Origin of the sequence: Paenibacillus rhizolycopersici, assembly GCF_014947195.2 — a bacterium.
Classification (GTDB): domain Bacteria; phylum Bacillota; class Bacilli; order Paenibacillales; family Paenibacillaceae; genus Fontibacillus; species Fontibacillus rhizolycopersici.
In genome coordinates, this window is record NZ_JADCNN020000022.1 from 1 (window position 1) to 21,073 (window position 21,073).

Below are 21,073 nucleotides of genomic sequence, written 5' to 3' on the forward strand. Positions count from 1 at the left end.
AAACACCCCAAAAAGTGAAGCGAGGCTTCGAAGAGTATTCCTAATACTTTTCGGGGACCCCGATAAACCAAGTAAGGGCTAACACGCAAATACGTTTCGTATCCAGTTTTCAGGGAGCAAGCATGGATCTGAAGTGACTCAAGTAGTTACTTCAGTGAAGTAGGCTCACGGCATTTGGCGATGCTGTTTCCTGTTACATATTTTTACCCGTTTGGTGGCGATGGCGGAGAGGTTCCACGCGTACCCATCCCGAACACGACCGTTAAGCCCTCCAGCGCCGATGGTACTTGGACCGAAGGGTCCTGGGAGAGTAGGACGCCGCCAAGCAATCCAAAAAGAGCACTACCGTTCATTCGGTAGTGCTCTTTTTGGATTTGTAAATAAACGCACTGAAGCAATTAAAACGAGGGATATTTACGTAAGAAATATTATGTCAACTTTGACCCCTTCATCCTTAGGCTTTCACCGCTTGAATGACCGCGGAGATGAGATAATCCTCAAGTTTCACCCCAGGCACCCACTTTTTGATGAAGGTTTTTGAATCGTCCTTTGGTTGGATGCTGATGTTGGTGAAGCCGCATTGGACTAGCATCTTCTCCAGTTCCGGGATTGAGGAAGCGCCGGATATACACCCGGCATACAGATCTTCAAGATCATTCTTGATCTCGGGAGGTAGTTCCGCTGTCGTAACGACATCCGAGATGGCGAGACGCCCGCCAGGGAGCAGCACCCGATAGGCTTCCCGGAAGACCTGTTCTTTGTCGGGGGAGAGGTTAATGACGCAGTTGGAGATGATCACATTGACGGTTTGATCGGCAACCGGTAAGTTTTCAATTTCGCCTAACCGGAAGTCCACATTCGCAAACCCGCCTTTAAGCGCGTTTTGGCGGGCACGGCTTACCATTTCCGGTGTCATATCCACACCGATGACCTTTCCCGACTCTCCGACTTGCCGCGAGGCGAGAAAACAATCGAAACCACCGCCGCTCCCCAAATCAAGGACGACCTCTCCCGGAGTTAGTTGAGCGATCGCTTGCGGATTTCCGCAACCAAGACCTAAATTGGCGCCATCGGGTACGGCGTTTAATTCCTCGCCGGAATAACCCAAACTGGCCGAGATATCTTTGAAATCGGTAGGGGTACTACAACAACCGGCGGTATTCGGAGAACAGCAGCTCGATTCAGTGGTGCTGGGCTCGGATACTTGCTGAACCGCAACTTGCCGATAACGCTGGCGGACGTTTTGACGGATTTCGTCATGGGTTAATTTGGTCATTGTTATTCCTCCTTAGGTTAACTAGCAGCAAACGGTACAGCAAGAATCGCTTCTTACCTGACGAATACGAAACGACTCGGAAATTCGAGTGAGCCAGCGTTTTTTCGGTGGTTTTGGTACAATCCACATCCAGGCTTCACGATTAATTTTTTGGAGCTCTGACGCTTGTAATTTCATTAACACTTCAGCGGTATACACTTCACTCAACACGGTCATCCCTCACTTCTAATTTGATATTTGCAAGTAAAAGTTTACATGACTATCCGTATGGATGGGGAGGTTGATCAAACAATAACGACATTCACACCTTTGTTAAGACATTGTCGCTTTGTTTATCCAATTCCTGCCTTGTTATAGTTATACTCCGTTAACTTGCAAAATGCAAATAAAATTTTGTGATACTTAACAAATAAGCAATTGATTATATAATTATATTCGATTAAGATTGAATAAGGATCATTAACATGAATAAGAGGAGGTGCATTCTAGTGGATGCGGATCAAACGATCGATGATATGGCTGAGACATTTAAGTTGCTTGGCGATAAAACTAGACTAACGATAATGGCATTTCTGAAAGAACGTGAGCTTTGCGTCTGTAATATAGTTGATTTAATTCAAATGTCGCAGCCCAGCGTCAGCCAACATTTGCGAAAAATGAAGGCAGGAGGATTGGTCACGGAAGTTCGCCGCGGAAAGTGGACCTACTACTCCCTAAGATTAACGGAGAAGCCGTACGTCGAAGAACTGCTTAAGCACCTGCCATCCCAGGCATCGAAGGTGAAGCAGTTATTGGATTGTGAATCGGCATCCTCTTGCGATGATTAGTTTACCAATGATACAAGGATGGTGAGAAGTTTGTCAGGCAAACAAACACGAAGATTATCTTTTCTTGATCGATACTTGACGATATGGATTTTTGCTTCAATGGCCATGGGGCTTCTACTTGGAAGGTTTGTACCGAGTTTTTCTGAGTATCTTTCTCGCTTGCAAGTGGGAACAACCTCGATCCCGATCGCCATCGGGCTGATCGTCATGATGTATCCTCCATTGGCTAAGGTGAAATACGAGAAATTGGGCCGCGTCTTTAAGGATGGGAAGGTGTTACTCCTTTCCTTACTGCAAAACTGGGTTATCGGACCAATCCTGATGTTCCTCTTGGCGATTCTGCTGCTTAGTGACATGCCGGAGTATATGGTGGGCTTAATCATGATTGGCCTGGCTAGATGTATCGCGATGGTACTAGTATGGAGCGATTTAGCTAAAGGTGACCCGGAATATACCGCTGGATTGGTCGCGTTTAACTCGATTTTTCAAATTTTGTTTTACTCGGTATTCTCTTACGTATTTATCACGGTTCTCCCCGAATGGTTTGGTATTCAAGGCGCCCGAGTGGATGTGTCAATGGGAGAGATTGCTCGCAGCGTATTGATTTATCTAGGAATTCCGTTTGCGGCCGGGCTGTTGTCTCGGGTTATAGGGATTCGCTGGAAAGGAAAGGAGAAATATGAACAGGAGTTTGTGCCCAGAATCAGCCCGTTAGCCCTCATTGCCTTATTATTCACGATTGTGCTGATGTTCTCATTGAAGGCCGATCTGATGATGAAACTGCCTTTAGACGTGGTTCGCATTGCCATCCCAATGATCATTTATTTCGTGGTCATGTTCCTTTTGTCGTTCTTTCTGTCCAAAAAAGCGGGTACGACTTACCCCGTTGCCACTTCGTTGTCTTTCACGGCGGCGAGCAACAATTTCGAACTAGCCATTGCCGTGGCCATCGGCGTTTTCGGTATTGATTCCGGTGTTGCATTTGCAGCGGTCATCGGGCCGCTTGTGGAAGTGCCTGTATTGATAGCGCTAGTGAATGTTGCTTTGCGTTTCAAACGGAAGCATTTCGATTCGTTCTCGGCTAAACCTAATTAAGATGCTAAAGGAGATGTTCTGATCCAATGGAGAAAAAAACGATTTATTTCTTGTGTACCGGTAATTCCTGTCGAAGTCAAATGGCCGAAGGTTGGGCGAAGAATTATTTACCGGAAGGTTGGGAGGTTTATAGCGCCGGGATCGAGGCGCATGGTTTGAATCCGAATGCGGTTAAGGCTATGACCGAGGTTGGCATTGATATCTCGGAGCAAACTTCGGATCTAATCGATATGGAACGCTTGAACCATGCGGATATGGTCGTCACGCTGTGTGGAGACGCTGCGGACCGCTGTCCGATGACACCGCCTCAGGTTCGCCGCGAGCACTGGGGATTTGACGATCCGGCAAAAGCCACGGGAACAGATGAAGAGAAGTGGGCGGTATTCCAGCGCGTCCGTGATCAAATTGGCGAGCGGATTCAGCGTTTTGCAGCTGAAGAAGCGAATGAATAGGATATTTCATTATAATCCAGACCGGCCGTTTCGCGAATCGCCGGATTTATATTTGTGTTATTGGGGAAAAGAAAAGTGCGCTCCACTTCATTCCTTTGGTCCAGGTGTCCGTGACATCTATAAAATCCACTTTATCCATTCGGGACGGGGGATTGTAAAGGTTGAGGGTGAAACCTACGAGTTGACCGGAGGACAGGCGTTTATCGCGTATCCCGAGCGGGTTATATTCTATCAAGCCGATGAAAGTGACCCCTGGACGTATTCCTGGATCGGCTTCCGTGGAGATCAAGTGGCGGAAGTTTTAGACCGAACCCGGTTAAGTCCGGCATTCCCCGTGTTTCCAATGGACACACGATTGATGCCTCAATTATACGATTTGCTGGGGGATGCGGAGGATACAGCCGCCACCCGCGATTTACGCCTTCAAGCGTTGCTGCACGAATTTTTAACGTTGTTAGTGGAGCTTGTCCCTGCATCCGGAAGTTCTAACGCTGCAAGCACACAAGCAAAAGATGCGTATATCCATCACTGCCTTGATTTCCTGCATAGTCATTATAGCGAAGAGATTACCGTTGGCCAGTTAGCCGCGATCGTAGGGCTAGACCGGAAATATTTATCATCACTGTTTAAGCAGGTTACAGGAATGCCGCCGCAGCAATATCTGTTGAATTACCGGATGGAGAAGGCCTGCTTTTTGCTGGAGAAGGCCCACTATTCAATCGCCGAAGTTGCGCGCTCGGTCGGATATCAAGATGCTTTGCTATTCTCCAAAATGTTCAAGAAAAAGAGGGGTGTCTCACCTACCGATTATCGTGGGAAATTGCAATAATCAGACATTATGCCATAGGAATCATCCGTGTTGATATAGGTGTGCCGCTCCCGGTGTATTATATTGAACATATAAAACACTAAAGGAGGACAAACATTCATGTATCAAGCAGCTGACAACAGATACGAAACGATGACATATAACCGTTCGGGACGGAGCGGATTGAAGTTACCGGCCGTCTCACTCGGCCTATGGCATAATTTCGGCGGGATCGATGTGCTCGAGAATGGGCGTGCCATGCTGCACCGAGCATTCGATTTAGGGATCACGCATTTCGATCTGGCCAACAATTATGGACCGCCGGCAGGCTCTGCCGAGGAAACGTTTGGACGGGTGCTTCGCGAGGATCTTCGTCCCTATCGCGACGAGATGATCATTTCTACCAAAGCGGGTTATTACATGTGGCCAGGACCCTATGGAGAATGGGGTTCGAAAAAATATCTGGTCTCAAGCCTGGATCAAAGCTTGAAGCGGATGGGACTGGAATATGTTGATATTTTCTACCATCATCGTCCGGATCCAAACACGCCGCTGGAAGAAACGATGGCCGCACTCGACCTCATCGTACGCCAAGGGAAAGCGCTATATGTGGGACTGTCCAACTATCGTCCGGAAGAGACGCGGGAGGCGTCACGGATCCTGAAACAATTGGGTACACCAGCCGTCATCCATCAGCCAAACTATTCGATGATGAACCGCTGGATTGAGGAGGGGCTGCAGGATGTACTGGAGGAAGAAGGCATCGGCTCGATCGTGTTCTCCCCACTCGAGAAAGGTATTTTGACCGACCGTTATTTGAACGGAATTGCACCGGACTCCCGTGCTGCCGGACCTAGTGTATTCCTTCGTCCGGAGGACTTGAATGAGGAACGGATCACGAAAATCAAGCAGTTGAATGAATTGGCAGCCACAAGAGGACAGAAGCTATCGCAGATGGCCTTGAGTTGGGTGTTGCGTGGAGGTAGAGTGACCTCCGCACTGATTGGCGCCAGCAAGGTGAGCCAAATCGAAGATGCGGTTGGCGCTTTGACCAATCCGACGTTTACGTCGGAGGAGCTTCGTCGAATTGACGAGATTTTAGGGTTTTAAGAAATTTCAGCACACAAGCGTCGCCCGAAGGAGATTCGGGACGGCGCTTTTTTTTCTACTAAATTTCCCCGCCGTATTGAGCTTTGCCCCGATTAACCAGTATAATATGTCGAGTGTACCCTTTTTGCTTAAATCGAGAGTTACCAACCATATTTCCTATAGAAAAGGTGTTAAAATTCAATGAGTATTTTAAACGTAGAACGGTTAAGTCACGGTTTTGGGGATCGGGCCATCTTTAATGACGTGTCCTTCCGCCTGTTGAAAGGTGAGCATATCGGACTAGTCGGAGCCAATGGCGAGGGCAAATCGACGTTCATGAACATTATTACGGGGAAGCTGCAGCCAGACGAAGGCAAAGTCGAATGGGCTAGACGCACGCGTGTCGGTTATCTGGACCAACATGCGGTGTTGGAGAAAGGGATGACAATCCGCGACGTGCTGCGCGGAGCCTTCCAATACCTGTTTGACTTGGAACAGGAAATGAACGATATGTATGGCAAAATGGGCGAGGTGTCGCCGGAAGAACTGGAGCAGTTGCTCGAAGACGTGGGCACGATACAGGATACGCTCACGAATCAGGACTTTTACCTGATCGATGCGAAGATCGATGAAACGGCCCGTGGCTTGGGATTAACCGATATCGGACTCGATAAGGATGTCAATGACCTCAGCGGGGGGCAGCGGACCAAAGTGCTGCTGGCCAAGCTTCTGCTTGAGAAGCCTGACATTCTGTTGCTTGACGAGCCAACCAACTATTTGGATGAACAACATATCGAATGGTTAAAGCGATATTTACAGGAATATGAGAACGCATTTATCCTGATTTCGCACGACATCCCGTTCCTGAATAGCGTCATTAACTTGATTTACCATATGGAAAATCAAGAGCTGAACCGCTACGTTGGCGACTATGATAATTTTCTGCAGGTGTACGAGGCGAAAAAGCTACAGTTGGAGTCCGCCTACAAACGCCAGCAGCAAGAGATCGCTGACCTTAAGGACTTTGTGGCGCGCAACAAAGCCAGCGTGGCGACACGCAACATGGCGATGTCGCGGCAGAAGAAGCTCGATAAGATGGATATCATCGAGCTGGCAAAGGAGAAGCCGAAACCACAATTTAACTTCAAAGATGCCCGGACATCCGGCAAGCTGATCTTTGAGACAACGGATCTGGTGATCGGGTACGATTCACCGTTATCGAGACCGCTCAATCTGCGGATGGAACGCGGGCAAAAAATCGCCCTTGTCGGTGCAAACGGGATCGGTAAAACGACGCTCCTGCGCAGCATCCTGGGTCAAATCCCGGCGATCTCCGGCTCGGCACGCCTCGGCGATTTACTGGAGATCGGCTACTTCGAGCAGGAAATGAAGGAAGCTAACTACAATACGTGTATTGAGGAGATCTGGAACGAGTTCCCTTCATATACGCAGTTTGAGGTACGTGCCGCCCTAGCCAAATGCGGTCTGACAACCAAACATATCGAGAGCAAGGTTGCCGTGCTGAGTGGCGGCGAGAAAGCAAAAGTTCGGTTATGCAAACTGATTAACCGGGAAACCAATCTGCTGGTGCTCGACGAACCTACGAACCATTTGGACGTTGATGCAAAGGATGAGCTGAAACGTGCCCTGCAAGCCTACAAGGGCAGTATTCTGTTGATTTCTCACGAACCGGAATTCTATCGCGATGTCGTCACAGAGACGTGGAACTGCGAATCGTGGACTACGAAAATGCTGTAGGAGATTTTGTATATGGATGCAAACTAGTAATAAAAATGTCCTGTGTTAATTCATAGGGCATTTTTGTTGTGGGCGGCCGATCTAATTTAGCTTTATGGCCTCTTTGCATGATTATCCCGTTTAATCAGGAGCAGACAGAGCAATACTTCCACATTTGAACAAAGGTATATCTATTCCCAAATCAAGAAGATGAATACTAGATTTGATTTTCACTACATGCTGAGTGAACGGGATAAGAGTGAAAAGGCGCTCAAAGGGTAACTGGGAAAGGGACTCTGTCATTCATTGCCGCGAAATCAGTTGTTGGTTATAATAGTTAGGTAGATTATTAAGAAAGTGGGAACAGTATGGGCCGCAAATGGAACAATATTAAAGAGAAGAAAGCTTCGAAAGACGCCAATACCAGCCGGATCTACGCGAAATTCGGCGTCGAAATTTATGTTGCCGCCAAGAAAGGCGAACCGGATCCGGAATCGAACCGCGCTTTGAAGGTCGTTCTGGAACGGGCAAAAACGTACAATGTACCTAAGGCGATCATTGACCGCGCCCTCGATAAGGCCAAGGGCAGTTCGGACGAAGTATACCAGGAGTTGCGTTACGAAGGCTTTGGGCCGAACGGCTCCATGGTGATTGTAGATACATTGACGAATAACGTGAACCGTACCGCACCGGAAGTACGTTCCGCTTTCAACAAGAATGGCGGGAACATGGGCGTAAGCGGATCGGTTTCTTATATGTTTGACGCGACAGCGGTCATCGGGATGGAAGGCAAGACCATCGATGAAGTGTTTGAAATCCTGATGGAAGCCGATCTCGAGGTGCGTGATATCGTCGAGGAGGACGAGGCGGTCATCGTTTATGCCGAGCCGGATCAATTCCATTCCGTTCAGGAAGCGCTCAAAAACGCCGGAATCACGGAGTTTACGGTTGCGGAATTGACCATGCTGGCGCAAAACTACGTTACTCTACCGGCGGATGCCGAAGCGCAATTTGAGAAACTGATTGACGCGCTGGAGGACTTAGAAGACGTGCAGCAAGTGTATCATAACGTGGAATTTGCTGAGTAATTGAATATGGACAAAGGGGCTGAATAGGATGAAATCCTTTCAGCCCTTATGTTTGATACTTCGGCATTCATTCGCGTATTTGCAACCTTTATTCGGCTAACTTGATGCAATACTCTGTGTATTATTAACATATATAAAGAAGTAAATGAATTCAACAAAGAAGGTTTGTACTTTGCAAGAAAATGAAACGAGTCGTATCTTGTCCGTTTGGTTTAATTTTAAGTTTCGCCTGCTTGCTGGCGGAATCGCGGTGGGGCTAGCAGCAGGAATCGTCGTTGTATTGTACCGTTATGTACTTGAGAAAACTTTGGAACTTATTTTGGGTTTGTACGATTTTCTCAATCATCATCTGTTGCTGATTCCTGTTTGGGCCTTATTTCTGATAGGGGCTGGTTGGTTGACGGGAAAGCTAGTAAACATGCAGCCGATGATTTCCGGCAGCGGTATCCCGCAAGTGAAAGGAATTTTGCAGAACAAGCTGCAAATGAACTGGTGGAAAACGTTATTAGCAAAATTTCTTGGGGGGACGCTAAGCATCGGTACTGGTTTGTCCCTGGGCAGAGAGGGTCCTTCGATCCAAATCGGGGCTAGTGTCGGACAGGGAATTAGCGAATGGCTGCGTCGTTCGAAAACCGAAACACATATGCTGATAACTTGCGGGGCAAGCGCAGGGCTAGCCGCGGCTTTTAACGCTCCGATCGCTGGGGTCATTTTTGCCTTGGAAGAAGTCCATATGAATTTTTCTCCTTTAATTATGATCGCTGCGTTAGGCTCCTCGCTGGTTGCTGATTTTGTATCCAAGGAGTTTTTTGGTTTAAATCCAATCTTCCATTTTTCGTCGATTAGCACTCTGCCGCTTAATCAGTATCTTCACCTAATCCTATTGGGTTTTGTTGTGGGAATCGCAGGGATGGGGTTTAACAAAGCAATCTACGTTTTTCAGGATTTATATCGAAAAATGAATCGTGTACCGGCTGAATATCGTCCTATACTCCCCTTTCTCATCTCCGGTGTACTTGGCTTAAGCCTGCCACAGGTTCTTGGGGGTGGGAATCATCTGGTCAATGAGATGATCTCTGGCAACTTCCCACTTCGGTTTTTGATCATCATCTTTGTTGTGAAATTTCTATTTACCATGTTTAGTTATGGCTCTTCGGCTCCTGGAGGCATTTTTCTACCAATGCTGGTCATTGGCGGGATGATCGGCGTGCTGTACTGCAAAGCTGTGAATGGAATAACCGGAGGGGCTCTTAGTGAAAGCGGGTTTCTAATCCTGGCCATGGCTGGCTATTTTACGGCCAGCGTGAGGGCACCCATCACCGGTATTATCCTAATTACGGAGATGACAGGTTCCTTTACCAATCTGCTTTCGACAGGCGTGGTATGTCTTGTTGCTTATATGACGGCGGAAATGTTTCGTTCGCACCCCATTTATGAGGTATTGCTCAGTCGGTTTCTACGTCAGGATAGAAGGGAAGAAGACAGAACACCATCGGAGAAAATCATTATGGAATTTCCTATTCATAAAGGTTCATCGTTGGATGGACTACAAATTAAGGAATTCCATTGGCCCGGCCATTGCCTCATTGTTTCCGTAAAGAGAGGTTCTCAGGAATTGATACCCGCTGGGGATATTACTATACAAGCTGGAGATTATTTAACGGTATTAACGGATGATAAGTACGCCTCGACGGTTCGGCAAAGGTTGCATCAGGTGTCCGTTTCAACCGTCTTCTAAGCTCCTTAAAATTACATTATAGAATAGGAAATTGTTAGGAAGGTGCTTATTATGACAAGCTGGAATTTAACCGGACTGCGGACGGAGCAAGCCTTGTCCCGTTACTCGACCTATGAAATCGGGGGAGAGGCCCGCTTCGTTGGAACGCCTCGATCGCAAGAACAACTACGGGAGCTGCTTGAGCAGGCGTATCGCCGCGGTATAGAGCCGACTTTTTTTGGCGGGGGCTCAAATATGCTGTTTCCCGATCGGCCTGACCCCGATGCCTTATTTCTCACGACTCGGGAAATGGTAGATTTCAAGCTCGAGGGGGACCGATTGGTTGTTTCGTCGGGAATGCCGATGTCGATGTTGGCCGTGATTGGATATGGACTGGGGATTTCCGATTTTGATTTTGCCTTTTTGCTGCCGGGAACGGTTGGCGGCGGAGTTTACATGAATGCCAAGTACTTTGACCGCCATATCAGCGATACGTTGGTCAACGTTCATTATGTTGATTTACAGCGGCCGAGCGGGATCCAAACCCTAGGGCGGGAAGCCTGCGGATTTGGGTATAAACAATCCGTATTTCAAGACAACTCCAGCAACTGGTTGATCGTCGGAGCGGAGTTTAAGTTGAGCTCGATTAGCCGAGAAGCTGTGTCGTTGTTGGCGTTACCGGAATGGATTGCTCTTCGGGAAGGGAAGCTTCCACCCACTCGGTTACCTGAATTTGCTTTGCACTTCATCGGTTGGTTGGAAGATAAAGAAGGGGAAAAGGGAGAAGACTCGGCATTAGCCCCGTTGCGAAAGGTCGTACAGGATCGTGTAGGGAAAATGCATTTTACTTATCCTTCCTGCGGGTCGGTGTTCAAAAACGATTATACCGTTGGCGAGCCGATCGGCAAACTGGCAGACCGACTTCATTTGAGAGGTGTTCAACGGGGCAATGCCCGAATTTCGCCCGTTCACGGCAATGTGATTCAAAATATAGGAGGGGCGAAAGCAGCGGACGTGATCGAGTTAATTCATCACGTACAGGATGCCTTTGATCGACATTATGGTTTTGTTCCTGAGCCGGAAGTTGTCGTTATCGAAGGGAAGTCTTCTTCGTACCGGCGTTAAAACTTCAAAGCCCGTCTCCGGCAGTTGCCGGGACGGGCTTGTTTAAGCTTATTGGGATTTATAAGGTTACCGCTACCGGGATTTGATTAGTATAACCTAATCTCCGGGAGATTTCGTTGGCTGCTTGCTGCACGTCCTTCACGAGCTCGGCGATGCGCCCCTCCTCGAACTGAACCTCTAACCCGGCAGCGCTGAGTGCTGCAATGATTTGCCCGGTATGATCGAAGATCGGTGCACTTAACTCGGCAGTGTAGTTCTCCAATTCGGACCGACTGAAGCAGTAACCATCCTGCCGAGAACGTTCCAGGATCTTGCGCAGCTTGGTTTTGTCAGTGATCGTGCCGGTGGCGATGAGTTGCAACTCAGTGGCATCCAGGTACTCCTCGCGCTCTGCCTCAGGCATAAAAGCTAAAATAATACGTGATGACGCTCCGGCGTACAATGGGGCTTTTCGGCCGATTTTGGTAAACAGTCGCACGGGGTGATCCGTATCCAGTTTTTCAATATAAATACATTCGTCGCCGTCGCGCAGCACCAAATGGATGGCCTCCTGGATCTCGTCCCGTAACTGCTGCATGACAGGCAATGCGACATGTCGGATGTCCAAACGTTCCGCGACCAGATTGCCGTATTGAAGAAAGAGTAATCCTAGGGAGTAAGAGCCTTCCGTATCTTTTTTTAAGAACCCCATCTCTTCCAAGGAGCCGATCATACGTAGAACCGAAGTTTTAGGAATTCCCGATAACTTGGCCATCTCGCTGATATTCAGCTTAGGATAGGTCAGGAATAATTGGAGTAGATCCATTGACCTGACCACGGTTTTGTTCTTGTGTTTATTGGTGGTTTGCACGTTATGCCTCCTGCATGGCCTCTAGTTCATTCTGTATTAGTATACAACGAATGGAAGAAAGTTGAAAACCAGCAAACGGTTACGGAAATTTATGCTTGATTTTTGTCTAATTCCTACTATAATGATCGTATATATGGGCATTCGAAATTCGGTAACTGCGTTCCGAAATTCGGAACCTCAACGAAAATCGATTCAATTTTTTAATGAAAAAATCTTGATTTTTATGGAATTCTACCTAACAATGATTTTAAGTAAAAGTTTCGCAATTCGGGATTTAAAGTCCGAAATTCGGATGGGAGGACGAACATGACTTACTCGCAGTCACCCGAAGAAATTCCCATCACTCCACTCGGAGATTCGGCGTTGATCGTGAAGTTCGGTGATTCGATTCTTAAAGACACTCATCTCAAGGTCAGACAGTTGGCAGAACATCTGGATCAGCATCCTTTTTCTTGGATGGTCGAGGTGGTTCCGACATTTACTTCGGTAACGATTTACTATGACGTGATGAAGTTGCTTGCAGAAACCGTGGAACAAGAGGATCACGTTCGTATCGTGAATCCGTTCCAGCTGGCCGCGGCGAGCGTGTCTGAGTTTCTTCTCACACTGCGTGACGTTAATGCATCACCAGCCAGAATCGTTGAAATTCCCGTCTGTTATGGCGGGGACTTCGGGCCGGATTTAGAAACGGTTGCCTCCAGCAACGGACTCACGCCTCAAGAGGTGGTCGAGATTCATCGTTCAGCGGACTATCTGGTTTATATGCTTGGGTTTGCTCCCGGTTTTGCTTACTTAGGAGGGATGTCCGAGCGGATCGCAACCCCGCGGCGGGAAACGCCCCGCTTGTCTATTCCGGCCGGAACCGTCGGAATTGCCGGAGATCAGACCGGCGTTTATCCGATTGATACCCCGGGAGGCTGGCAGTTAATCGGCAAAACTCCGATCGAGTTATTCAAGCCGCAGCAAATGCCGCCAACCTTACTGCAAGCTGGAGATATTGTCCGCTTCTATCCGATCAGCCGTGAACAATTTGAGGCATGGGAGGAGAAAGTGCGATGAGCCTCTTGATCGAAAAACCCGGCTTGTTAACCACGGTTCAGGATCTAGGAAGGTTTGGCGTCCAGAAATTCGGCGTGATTGTGAGTGGAGCAATGGATGCCTTCGCATTACGTATTGCGAATTTGTTGGTCGGCAATGAGGAAGAGGTGGCCGGACTTGAAATCACGTTGCTGGGTCCGGTGATCCGATTCGAGCAAACGGCACTGATCTCGCTCTGCGGCGGCGATCTGTCGCCCAAGTTGAATGGGGTGCCTATTCCGTTGTGGAGAACGGTGCTGGTGCCTAAGGGCAGCTCGCTGACATTTGGTCCGATGAAACTCGGCTGCCGCGCTTACCTGGCAGTAGGAGGTGGGATCGATGTTCCGGCTCGTATGAACAGCCGTTCTACTTATCTAAGGGCAGGCATCGGAGGTTATGAGGGTCGCGCACTTACTGCAGGCGATCGGTTGACGTTGGGGGAAATGACTTTGCGCGGCTCCCATTTGTTTGGCTCACTCGCCAGGGAGGCGAGCAACGAAACCGGCGCCGTTAGCCGTTGGGCCGTATTTCCGGAGATGCTTCCCAAATATGCGGCGAATCCCATCGTACAGCTGATTCCTGGGGAGGAATACGAGTTGTTTCAAGAACAAAGCCACCACGATTTATGGCATGAGGAATTTGCGGTTTTACCGCAGTCCGACCGGATGGGTTACCGTTTTAAAGGCCGAGCATTGCAGTTGAATCATTCGAAAGAGATGATTTCCTCGGCCGTGACGATGGGAACTGTGCAGGTACCCCCTGATGGGAACCCGATCATTTTGATGGCTGATCGCCAAACAACCGGAGGATATCCTAAAATTGCGCAAGTCGCAAGCGTGGATTTACCGCTGTTAGCCCAAACCAACTTAGGTGCACGGGTTCGATTTCGGGAGGTCACCCTGCAAGAAGCGCAACGGCAATTGATTAACCGGGAAAACGCGATTCAAACGCTGCGGAAAGGTCTGGATCAGTTGGAGACTTCCGTACGTAAATTCGGATCGGGCGACTTGGACTGGCATGCATAAACAGACAGCAGGATTGGAAAATTCAGTATGGAGGAAGTTAACTATGGAGAACAAAAGCCATCCAAAACTCGAGATTCGGGATTTGCGTGTGGAATATGAGTCCAAGGGTCAGCGCACCGTCGCTTTGGAGGATGTCCAGCTCAAGGTGGAGGACGGCGAATTCGTGTCCGTTGTTGGCCCAAGCGGTTGCGGCAAATCGACCTTGCTGAAGGTTGTTTCCGGGCTGCTCAAGCCGGCCGCCGGGAGTGCTTATCTGGATGGTCAGGCAATCCAAGGCGTGCCGAGCCAAGTCGGAATGGTATTTCAAAATGATGCACTGCTCCCATGGAAAAGCGTTATCGACAATGTCCGCCTCCCGCTGGAGATCAAGGCACTTTCCAAAGACGAGCAATTATCCGAAGCCAATCGGCTGCTGAAAATGGTCGGACTCGAAGGTTTCGGCGCTTACCATCCGAAAGAATTGTCCGGCGGGATGCGCAAGCGGGTCGCATTGGCGCGAACCTTCGCTTACGACCCTGAGATTTATTTAATGGACGAGCCATTTGGACCGCTGGATGCCCAGACCCGAGTGAAGATCGGGGAAGAGTTTTTGCAATTGTGGGAAAATGTCGGGAAAAGCGTGCTGTTCATCACTCACGATATCGAAGAGGCGATTGCGCTTTCCGACCGGGTCATCGTGATGACCTCCCGGCCGGGACGGATCAAAGCAGAGTTTAAAGTGAATCTGGAGCGGCCGCGTCCTTTTTACGACATCCGCTTCGATCCTCAGTTTAAGGAGCTGCAGAAAGAAATTTGGGCCCAAATGTCAGACGGGGAATAGAGAGAGGAGGATACCACCATGGCACCAAAAACAACGACATCATCGGCCAGCTCTCCTTCCTCTAAGGCAGGGCGGGGGAATCGCAGCGCGGCCGTGTGGATCGGCAGATTGGTCGTATTTATCGTTCTTATCGGATTATGGGAGTTGCTCTCGGGCACGGCGTTTAATTCTTTTTGGCTGAGCAAGCCGTCCTTGATCATGAAGCGAATCATTGAGATGACCGCAAGTGGGGATCTATGGTTCCATATGAGCATCACGCTTCAGGAATCCATCGTCGGTCTCATTATCGGGATGCTCGGAGGGACGTTGCTGGGGATTCTGCTCGCGTTTAGCGGTATTTTTCAAAAGTGGGTCTACCCTTACATTATGGCCTTGTACAGCTTACCTCGGGTATCGCTGGCTCCTTTGTTTATCGTCTGGTTCGGGATCGGAATGACCTCGAAAATTCTGATGGTCGTGGCGATGGTCATCTTTGTCGCTTTCTACAATGCTTACGAAGGCGTGCGCAACATCGACAAAGACTTGATGGATATGATGAGCACCTTTAAAGCCAAATGGACGCATAAGCTCCGCTGGGTGGTGCTGCCATCGATTACCGTATGGATTCTGACGAGCTTGCGTCTGAACATCGGCATGGCTCTAATCGGGTCCGTTATCGCCGAGTTGGTTGGTTCCAACCGGGGGCTTGGCTATTACATCACGTATTCGTCCAACATGCTGGATACGACGGGGATTTTTACAGGCTTGGTCCTCATCATGATCATCGCTGTCGTGTTGGAACAGATCATCGTGCAAGTCGAACGGCGATTGCTGAAATATCGTTAAGGGATGAACTCCAATTTATTTAATGAGATGAAGTAAATTCGGAGAAGCCATAAAGCTAGAAAGATAGCTAACCATTCAAGGAGGGGAATCTTATGAAAAAAACAAAAACAATACTGGCTTCGCTATTGGTCCTGACGATCGCTTTGCTCAGCGCTTGCGGAAACAACAATGCGGCCGCACCAACGGAAAATAATGGTGGTGCTGCCGGCAACGCCAATCAGCCGGAAAACGTCAAGATCCGCGTAGGTCTGGTCGGCGGCGGCATGACTCCGATTATTGCACAAATCGGCATTAACGATGGTTCCTATGAGAAAGCCGGAATTACAATCGAAAAACAAAGCTTTACGTCGGGTGCCGATATGGTGCAAGCCTTGGTCGGCGGCAGCTTGGACATCGTATTGGGTTCTTACGAGCATGTGTTAAGACAGCAAAAGAACGGTCTTGGCGTTAAAGCCTACGGCGAAATTTACAATGGAGTCGGCTATTCGCTGGTTGTGAAGAAGGATGCCCCGTTCCAATCGCTTGAAGATTTGAAGGGAACGACGTTGGCCGTTACCAAGGTGGGCAGCTTGTCCGACACCGGGCTGCGCGAAGGCTTGAAAACCGCCAATATCGATGCGGACAAAGAAGTGCAAATCATCAACGGCGGCAGCGGCGCTACCATGTTGGCAGCGATCGAAAGCGGCAAAGCTGCCGGCGGCATGGTTTCCGAACCGACGATTTCCCAGATGGTAGCGACCGGAAATTATCGGGTGCTGTACGATCCGCCGTATGATTTTGCCGGGATTACCGTCATGGCAAAAACGGATTGGGTCGACAAAAATCAGGATGCCATGAAGCGGTTCCTTCAGGTCAGCAATGAAGTGAACGAGCGTGTGCAGAAGGATCCGGCCTCCGCAGTAGAAGCCATGCTGAAAGAGTTTGACCAAATTCCGGCCGATGTCATGGAGACCGCGGTGAAAAACCAACTGGCTAAAGTACCGGCAGGACTCAAGGTATCCGAAGAGGGCGCGAAAAACGTAACGAATACCCAAATCGAAGCGGGCGTCCTTGAAAAAGAAATTCCGTTTGCCGATACGGTAGACCTCTCATTGCTTCCTTAAGCTAGATCTATAGATCGGGTGAATCGCGAGGATTTTCGGTTCGCCCGATTCATTTCACGACCGACGATACTACGGAAAGAAGGCGATCCGCACATGGCTAAAGATTTAAGAACCTATCTCGGGCAATTGAACCAATTCGATTCAAATAGTATCAAGCTCGTCGACACGGAGGTGGATCCGCGGTTTGGTATCACCGCATATGCAGCGGCACTGGCGGAGAAAGGCGATTACCCCGCTTTGCTGTTCAATAAGGTGAAGGGAGCTCAGATGGCGTGCGTTTCCAATCTGTTGACCTCCTACGAACGTATCGCTCTATATCTGGGATGTGAGGTACAGGACATTCCGCGGGTATACGGCGAGAAATTGCAGCAGCCAATTGAACCGGTGGTCGTGGACCGCGCCGCTGCCAGAGTCAAAGAGAACGTCATCGAAGAAGCGGACGTCGATCTGGCCAAACTGCCGATCCCGGTGCACAACGAGATGGACGGCGGGCCGTATTTATCGGCCGGTGTGATGATCATCCGCGACCCCGAATCCGGGTTGATTAATGCCGGAATTTATCGTCACCAAATCTTCAATGAGCGTGATATGGGCGTTTGGTTCCTTGGCGCACACCATGGCGGACTGATCTATAAGAAGTACAAAAAGCAAGGTAAACCGGCTCCCATTGCGATTGCTCTTGGACATCATCCCGGCTTTATTATGGGCGCCGTATCCCGGGTTCAAGGCATCGGGGGCGAATATGAAGCGGCTGGCGCGTTGATGGGTGAACCGCTGGAGCTCGTGCAGGCGGATACCTCCGATTTGCTCGTGCCGGCACATGCCGAGATCATCCTCGAAGGCGAAATTTTGCCGGATAACGACCACAGCGAGGGGCCGTTCGGGGAATGGCCAGGCCATTATCTCGGCGGAGGATCGGTGCCGACCATTCGCATCAAACGCATTACCTATCGGAATCACGCCATATTCCAGGATATTGTCGCCTCCGGACGGGAGCATTTAGTTGTGGGCGGGGTTCCGCGGTCGGGCAGTATTTATCAAACGGTGAAGAAAATCGTGCCGGGTCTCAAAACGGTTAACGTTCCTTTTTACAGCCGAATGAACTGTTATCTCTCGATTCTGAAGGAAAAGGATGCGGATGTGAAAAAAGCGGCTTTTGCGGCACTCAATACCGAACCGGAGAATTTGCGTCATATCGTGGTCGTGGATGAGGACATCGACGTCTTTAACGGAGAAGAGGTGGCGTGGGCGATTGGTACGCGGTTCGATGCGGAACGCGATTTGCTGGTCATCCCGCGCTGGAACGGTCCGGGCGGATTGCTGCCGACCAACTGGGAGTACAATGCGGAAGGCAAAAATACGCCGCGCATGTCCAGCGCCGTGATTGTCGATGCCACGAAACCGGCGCCGCCGGTCGTCTTTCCAAAGCGTGCCGTCGTTCCTAAGGATAAGGTAGAACTGGCCGATCTGGCTTCGCTCCGCGAGCTGAATTCGGACGAGAAAAACAATTGGCAAATTTAATGCATGTTAGCCTCAACCGGCCGGGGACGGATCTAAGGATCTTAAAATTTCCACGGGCCGCTTGAGGCTGGCTTGTTTCTTCATTTCCATGATGATTTATGCCATGAACTATTTGTGAGAGGAGCATCAACATGAATAACGTAGTGGATTTGAACTGTGATATGGGGGAAAGCTTTGGCGCTTATAAGCTGGGCAGAGACAGCGAGGTTCTGAAATTCGTGACTTCGGCAAACATCGCTTGCGGGTTTCATGCGGGTGACCCAGCGACGATGCGCCAAACCGTCAAGTTGGCCTTGGATCACGGGGTCGCTCTGGGAGCGCATCCCGGCTTGCAGGATTTAGTTGGCTTCGGGCGTCGCGATATGGACCTGTCCCCACAGGAGGCTTACGACATCGTGGTTTATCAGATCGGTGCGCTATGGGGATTCGTACGCGCGCAAGGGGCGAAGCTGCAGCACGTGAAAGCGCATGGTTCCCTTTATAATATGGCGGCTCGGAACGCCGGTTTGGCTGAGGCTATTGCTGAAGCGGTCTACAAAGTAGATCCGGAGTTGATTTTGTTTGGCCTTGCGGGCAGTGAGTTGATCCAAGCCGGGAAGAAAGCAAGTTTACGTACAGCCAGCGAAGTGTTCTCCGACCGTACCTACCAATCTGACGGTTCGCTTACCTCGCGTCGTTCACCGGATGCCTTAATCACAGATGAAGAACAATCGGTGAAGCAGGTGATCCGTATGGTCGCTGAAGGTAAAGTATTGTCGCAGCAAAACGTCGATGTGGCCATTCAAGCCGATACGATTTGCATTCACGGCGACGGCATCCATGCGTTGGAGTTTGCCGGTAAGATCCGCAGCTCCTTATCTGCTGCAGGGATTACGGTGCAATCGGCAGGGATCACGCTGGGGCAACAAGCATAAGCGCAAAAGGAGGAGACAGCAGGATGGGACCATTGCATTTGCAAACCGATGTGCTCGTTGTCGGTTCCGGCGCCGCCGGATTGATGGCAGCAAGAGCGGCGGCTGATGAAGGCGCACGTGTGATTTTGACCGATAAGAGCTTGATTAGCCGGGGCGGGGCCACGATTTTAGCCCAGATGACCGTGGCTGTTGCATTAGGCGAAGCAGAAGAGGATAACCCGGAGGTCCACTTCGAGGACACGATGAAAGGGAGCCGGGGATTGGCGGATCCGAACATCGTCCGCGCCGTTGTGGAACGGGGGCCGGAAGTGATCCTTGAAGCGGAAGGTTATGGCGTGAAGTGGGCCCGGACGCCGGATGGCAAACGTTCACAGGCTTTTGCTCCGGGGCATTCTAAGGCCCGCTGCGTGTATGTTGATATTTTGAATACGGGTGGCGCAACGGCAGCTGGCTTAAAGAAGGCGATCTGGAAGGACGAGAAGATCCAGCGCCTCAAAAACGTGATGATCACGAAAGTCGTAGTCGAGGAAGGCCGGGCGGTTGGCGCGATCGGCTTCGAGATGGAGGCGTATCGTCCGATCAGTATTGCTGCTTCGTCGGTTATTTTGGCTACGGGCGGATTGACGGAGGTCTATGAACGGAATAGCGCGTCCGCGAACATGACCGGTGACGGATTTGTGCTGGCGGCTGAGGCGGGAGCCGAGGTGCGTGACATGGAGATGGTTCAGTTCTTCCCGATCGCCCATCTGTTTCCGCCGCTTGTCGGCATCGATCCGATTATGTGGGATCCGTTCCGCTACAAGTTGGGCGGGCGTCTGCTGAACGGGCAGATGGAAGAATTCATGGACAAGTACAACGGGGAAGTCGCAGGCAAGTATACGGCGGCGCGCGATCAAACGACGCTGGCGATCTTCCGCGAGGTGGAAGCCGGGCGCGGGACGCCGCATGGCGGGGCTTACCTCGACTTCACGATGGTGCCCGAGGAAAAACTGAAGGAAGCGTTTGGCCCGGTCATCGATATTTTGCGGAACCAGGGCGTCGATTTGACCAAAGATATGGTGGAAGTCGCCCCAATGGCCCACTTCATGCTGGGCGGTGTACGTGTGGATGAAGCGATGCACACGCGGGTACCGGGATTGCTGGCGTCGGGCGAGCTGATCTACGGGATGCATGGCGCTAATCGCTTATCCGGGAATGCGATCACGGAAGCGCTGGTAACGGGACGCATCGCGGGCGAAACGGCTGCACGGGAAAAACGCAACGAGCTGGATGAGGCGGCAGTACGGCGGGCGTTTGACCGGGAGATGGAGCGATTGACCCAATTTTGGCACCCCGTACCGGTGGATCGGGATACCGCTTCGCTTCAAACGTTTAAGCGTAAGCTGCAACAGATCATGTGGAAAGGCGCCGGCCCGCTGCGTACCGAGAGTGGCCTGCAGGAAGCGCTGGAGGATCTTCGTGCGCTGCGTGAGGAGCTTAACAGCATTTCATTAGCGAAACAGGACAAATTTGCTTTGTCTCTGTTCGAGAAGCTGGAGGCCGCCAACATGCTGAAGGTCAGCGAGGCGATTGTGCTCGGCGCGCTGGAGCGGAAGGAAACCCGCGGCGCGCATGTGCGGCTGGACTATGACGATACGCTTACCCAGCCGTCCAGCTACAGTTATGTCTTGAATGAGGCGGGGGAATGGGTCGTTTCTGAAATTCAGCTGCCGGTTGGCGTGTAA

The 21,073-nt window shown here is 50.2% G+C and carries 19 protein-coding genes and 1 rRNA gene; 18 read left to right on the top strand and 2 right to left on the bottom strand.

The genetic code is table 11. The annotated features are described in order from the left end of the window. Nucleotides 1-210 precede the first annotated feature (210 nt). Nucleotides 211-327: ribosomal RNA gene (rrf, locus tag IM700_RS18805) — 5S ribosomal RNA — on the top strand. A 127-nt stretch (nucleotides 328-454) separates the two neighbouring features. Here the strand turns inward: rrf and IM700_RS18810 are convergent. Next, nucleotides 455-1,276: an arsenite methyltransferase gene (locus IM700_RS18810; protein WP_155606074.1), complete on the bottom strand. Its 822-nt coding sequence runs from the start codon at nucleotides 1,274-1,276 to the stop codon at nucleotides 455-457. A 515-nt stretch (nucleotides 1,277-1,791) separates the two neighbouring features. Here IM700_RS18810 and IM700_RS18815 point away from each other — a divergent pair. The 9 genes from IM700_RS18815 (at nucleotide 1,792) to IM700_RS18855 (ending at nucleotide 11,214) form a co-directional block, all read left to right on the top strand. Next, nucleotides 1,792-2,103: an ArsR/SmtB family transcription factor gene (locus IM700_RS18815; protein ID WP_239484065.1), complete on the top strand. Its 312-nt coding sequence runs from the start codon at nucleotides 1,792-1,794 to the stop codon at nucleotides 2,101-2,103. Between the two features lie 18 nt (nucleotides 2,104-2,121). Further along, nucleotides 2,122-3,198 carry an ACR3 family arsenite efflux transporter gene (gene arsB, locus IM700_RS18820; RefSeq protein ID WP_193418577.1) on the top strand — a complete coding sequence of 359 codons (1,077 nt, stop codon included), beginning with the start codon at nucleotides 2,122-2,124 and terminating at the stop codon, nucleotides 3,196-3,198. 26 nt (nucleotides 3,199-3,224) lie between these two features. Then, entirely contained in the window at nucleotides 3,225-3,650 is a 426-nt protein-coding gene (gene arsC / locus IM700_RS18825; RefSeq protein ID WP_155606071.1) for an arsenate reductase (thioredoxin), read from the top strand. Continuing rightward, nucleotides 3,643-4,479, top strand: coding sequence for an AraC family transcriptional regulator (locus IM700_RS18830; protein ID WP_193418575.1), 837 nt, complete (start codon nucleotides 3,643-3,645; stop codon nucleotides 4,477-4,479). Before arsC ends, IM700_RS18830 begins: the two co-directional genes overlap by 8 nt. 99 nt (nucleotides 4,480-4,578) lie before the next feature. Then, complete coding sequence (locus IM700_RS18835; protein ID WP_193418573.1) at nucleotides 4,579-5,568, top strand: aldo/keto reductase; 990 nt, start codon at nucleotides 4,579-4,581, stop codon at nucleotides 5,566-5,568. 180 nt (nucleotides 5,569-5,748) lie between these two features. Then, nucleotides 5,749-7,305: an ABC-F family ATP-binding cassette domain-containing protein gene (locus IM700_RS18840; protein ID WP_193418571.1), complete on the top strand. Its 1,557-nt coding sequence runs from the start codon at nucleotides 5,749-5,751 to the stop codon at nucleotides 7,303-7,305. A gap of 347 nt (nucleotides 7,306-7,652) precedes the next feature. Further along, nucleotides 7,653-8,372, top strand: a complete 720-nt coding sequence (locus IM700_RS18845; protein ID WP_155606067.1) for a YebC/PmpR family DNA-binding transcriptional regulator — start codon at nucleotides 7,653-7,655, stop codon at nucleotides 8,370-8,372. A gap of 172 nt (nucleotides 8,373-8,544) precedes the next feature. After that, complete coding sequence (locus IM700_RS18850; protein WP_193418569.1) at nucleotides 8,545-10,110, top strand: ClC family H(+)/Cl(-) exchange transporter; 1,566 nt, start codon at nucleotides 8,545-8,547, stop codon at nucleotides 10,108-10,110. Nucleotides 10,111-10,161: 51 nt separating this feature from the next. Further along, nucleotides 10,162-11,214, top strand: a complete 1,053-nt coding sequence (locus tag IM700_RS18855; protein WP_193418567.1) for a UDP-N-acetylmuramate dehydrogenase — start codon at nucleotides 10,162-10,164, stop codon at nucleotides 11,212-11,214. Between the two features lie 58 nt (nucleotides 11,215-11,272). Here IM700_RS18855 and IM700_RS18860 read toward each other — a convergent pair whose 3' ends face one another. Further along, nucleotides 11,273-12,064, bottom strand: a complete 792-nt coding sequence (locus IM700_RS18860) for an IclR family transcriptional regulator (RefSeq protein ID WP_244868564.1) — start codon at nucleotides 12,062-12,064, stop codon at nucleotides 11,273-11,275. Between the two features lie 306 nt (nucleotides 12,065-12,370). Between IM700_RS18860 and pxpB the strand changes: the two genes are divergently transcribed. The 8 genes from pxpB (at nucleotide 12,371) to IM700_RS18900 (ending at nucleotide 21,073) form a co-directional block, all read left to right on the top strand. Beyond that, complete coding sequence (gene pxpB, locus IM700_RS18865; RefSeq protein WP_193418565.1) at nucleotides 12,371-13,123, top strand: 5-oxoprolinase subunit PxpB; 753 nt, start codon at nucleotides 12,371-12,373, stop codon at nucleotides 13,121-13,123. After that, the gene (locus tag IM700_RS18870) at nucleotides 13,120-14,166 is read left to right on the top strand and encodes a 5-oxoprolinase subunit C family protein (RefSeq protein ID WP_193418563.1); all 1,047 of its coding nucleotides are present in this window, start codon (nucleotides 13,120-13,122) and stop codon (nucleotides 14,164-14,166) included. Before pxpB ends, IM700_RS18870 begins: the two co-directional genes overlap by 4 nt. A 43-nt stretch (nucleotides 14,167-14,209) precedes the next feature. Then, nucleotides 14,210-14,986 (top strand): ABC transporter ATP-binding protein, encoded by a 777-nt coding sequence (locus IM700_RS18875; RefSeq protein ID WP_155606062.1) that lies wholly within the window; start codon nucleotides 14,210-14,212, stop codon nucleotides 14,984-14,986. A gap of 18 nt (nucleotides 14,987-15,004) precedes the next feature. Further along, a complete protein-coding gene (locus tag IM700_RS18880; protein ID WP_155606061.1) occupies nucleotides 15,005-15,811 on the top strand; it encodes an ABC transporter permease in 807 nt (268 codons plus the stop codon). A 92-nt stretch (nucleotides 15,812-15,903) separates the two neighbouring features. Then, entirely contained in the window at nucleotides 15,904-16,914 is a 1,011-nt protein-coding gene (locus tag IM700_RS18885) for an ABC transporter substrate-binding protein (RefSeq protein WP_193418561.1), read from the top strand. Between the two features lie 93 nt (nucleotides 16,915-17,007). Continuing rightward, nucleotides 17,008-18,435 carry a UbiD family decarboxylase gene (locus IM700_RS18890; RefSeq protein WP_193418559.1) on the top strand — a complete coding sequence of 476 codons (1,428 nt, stop codon included), beginning with the start codon at nucleotides 17,008-17,010 and terminating at the stop codon, nucleotides 18,433-18,435. Between the two features lie 131 nt (nucleotides 18,436-18,566). Continuing rightward, the gene (locus IM700_RS18895; protein WP_193418557.1) at nucleotides 18,567-19,349 is read left to right on the top strand and encodes a LamB/YcsF family protein; all 783 of its coding nucleotides are present in this window, start codon (nucleotides 18,567-18,569) and stop codon (nucleotides 19,347-19,349) included. 23 nt (nucleotides 19,350-19,372) lie between these two features. Then, nucleotides 19,373-21,073, top strand: a complete 1,701-nt coding sequence (locus IM700_RS18900) for an FAD-binding protein (RefSeq protein WP_193418555.1) — start codon at nucleotides 19,373-19,375, stop codon at nucleotides 21,071-21,073.

Excerpts from the sequence above, each read along its gene's own strand:
- IM700_RS18840 (WP_193418571.1), top strand. The coding sequence starts at position 5,749 with ATGAGTATTTTAAACGTAGAACGGTTAAGTCACGGTTTTGGGGATCGG.
- IM700_RS18810 (WP_155606074.1), bottom strand. The coding sequence starts at position 1,276 with ATGACCAAATTAACCCATGACGAAATCCGTCAAAACGTCCGCCAGCGT.
- IM700_RS18895 (WP_193418557.1), top strand. The coding sequence starts at position 18,567 with ATGAATAACGTAGTGGATTTGAACTGTGATATGGGGGAAAGCTTTGGC.
- IM700_RS18875 (WP_155606062.1), top strand. The coding sequence starts at position 14,210 with ATGGAGAACAAAAGCCATCCAAAACTCGAGATTCGGGATTTGCGTGTG.
- IM700_RS18885 (WP_193418561.1), top strand. The coding sequence starts at position 15,904 with ATGAAAAAAACAAAAACAATACTGGCTTCGCTATTGGTCCTGACGATC.
- IM700_RS18845 (WP_155606067.1), top strand. The coding sequence starts at position 7,653 with ATGGGCCGCAAATGGAACAATATTAAAGAGAAGAAAGCTTCGAAAGAC.
- IM700_RS18815 (WP_239484065.1), top strand. The coding sequence starts at position 1,792 with ATGGCTGAGACATTTAAGTTGCTTGGCGATAAAACTAGACTAACGATA.
- IM700_RS18870 (WP_193418563.1), top strand. The coding sequence starts at position 13,120 with ATGAGCCTCTTGATCGAAAAACCCGGCTTGTTAACCACGGTTCAGGAT.
- IM700_RS18855 (WP_193418567.1), top strand. The coding sequence starts at position 10,162 with ATGACAAGCTGGAATTTAACCGGACTGCGGACGGAGCAAGCCTTGTCC.
- pxpB (WP_193418565.1), top strand. The coding sequence starts at position 12,371 with ATGACTTACTCGCAGTCACCCGAAGAAATTCCCATCACTCCACTCGGA.
- arsC (WP_155606071.1), top strand. The coding sequence starts at position 3,225 with ATGGAGAAAAAAACGATTTATTTCTTGTGTACCGGTAATTCCTGTCGA.
- IM700_RS18880 (WP_155606061.1), top strand. The coding sequence starts at position 15,005 with ATGGCACCAAAAACAACGACATCATCGGCCAGCTCTCCTTCCTCTAAG.
- IM700_RS18900 (WP_193418555.1), top strand. The coding sequence starts at position 19,373 with ATGGGACCATTGCATTTGCAAACCGATGTGCTCGTTGTCGGTTCCGGC.
- IM700_RS18830 (WP_193418575.1), top strand. The coding sequence starts at position 3,643 with ATGAATAGGATATTTCATTATAATCCAGACCGGCCGTTTCGCGAATCG.
- IM700_RS18890 (WP_193418559.1), top strand. The coding sequence starts at position 17,008 with ATGGCTAAAGATTTAAGAACCTATCTCGGGCAATTGAACCAATTCGAT.
- arsB (WP_193418577.1), top strand. The coding sequence starts at position 2,122 with ATGGTGAGAAGTTTGTCAGGCAAACAAACACGAAGATTATCTTTTCTT.
- IM700_RS18835 (WP_193418573.1), top strand. The coding sequence starts at position 4,579 with ATGTATCAAGCAGCTGACAACAGATACGAAACGATGACATATAACCGT.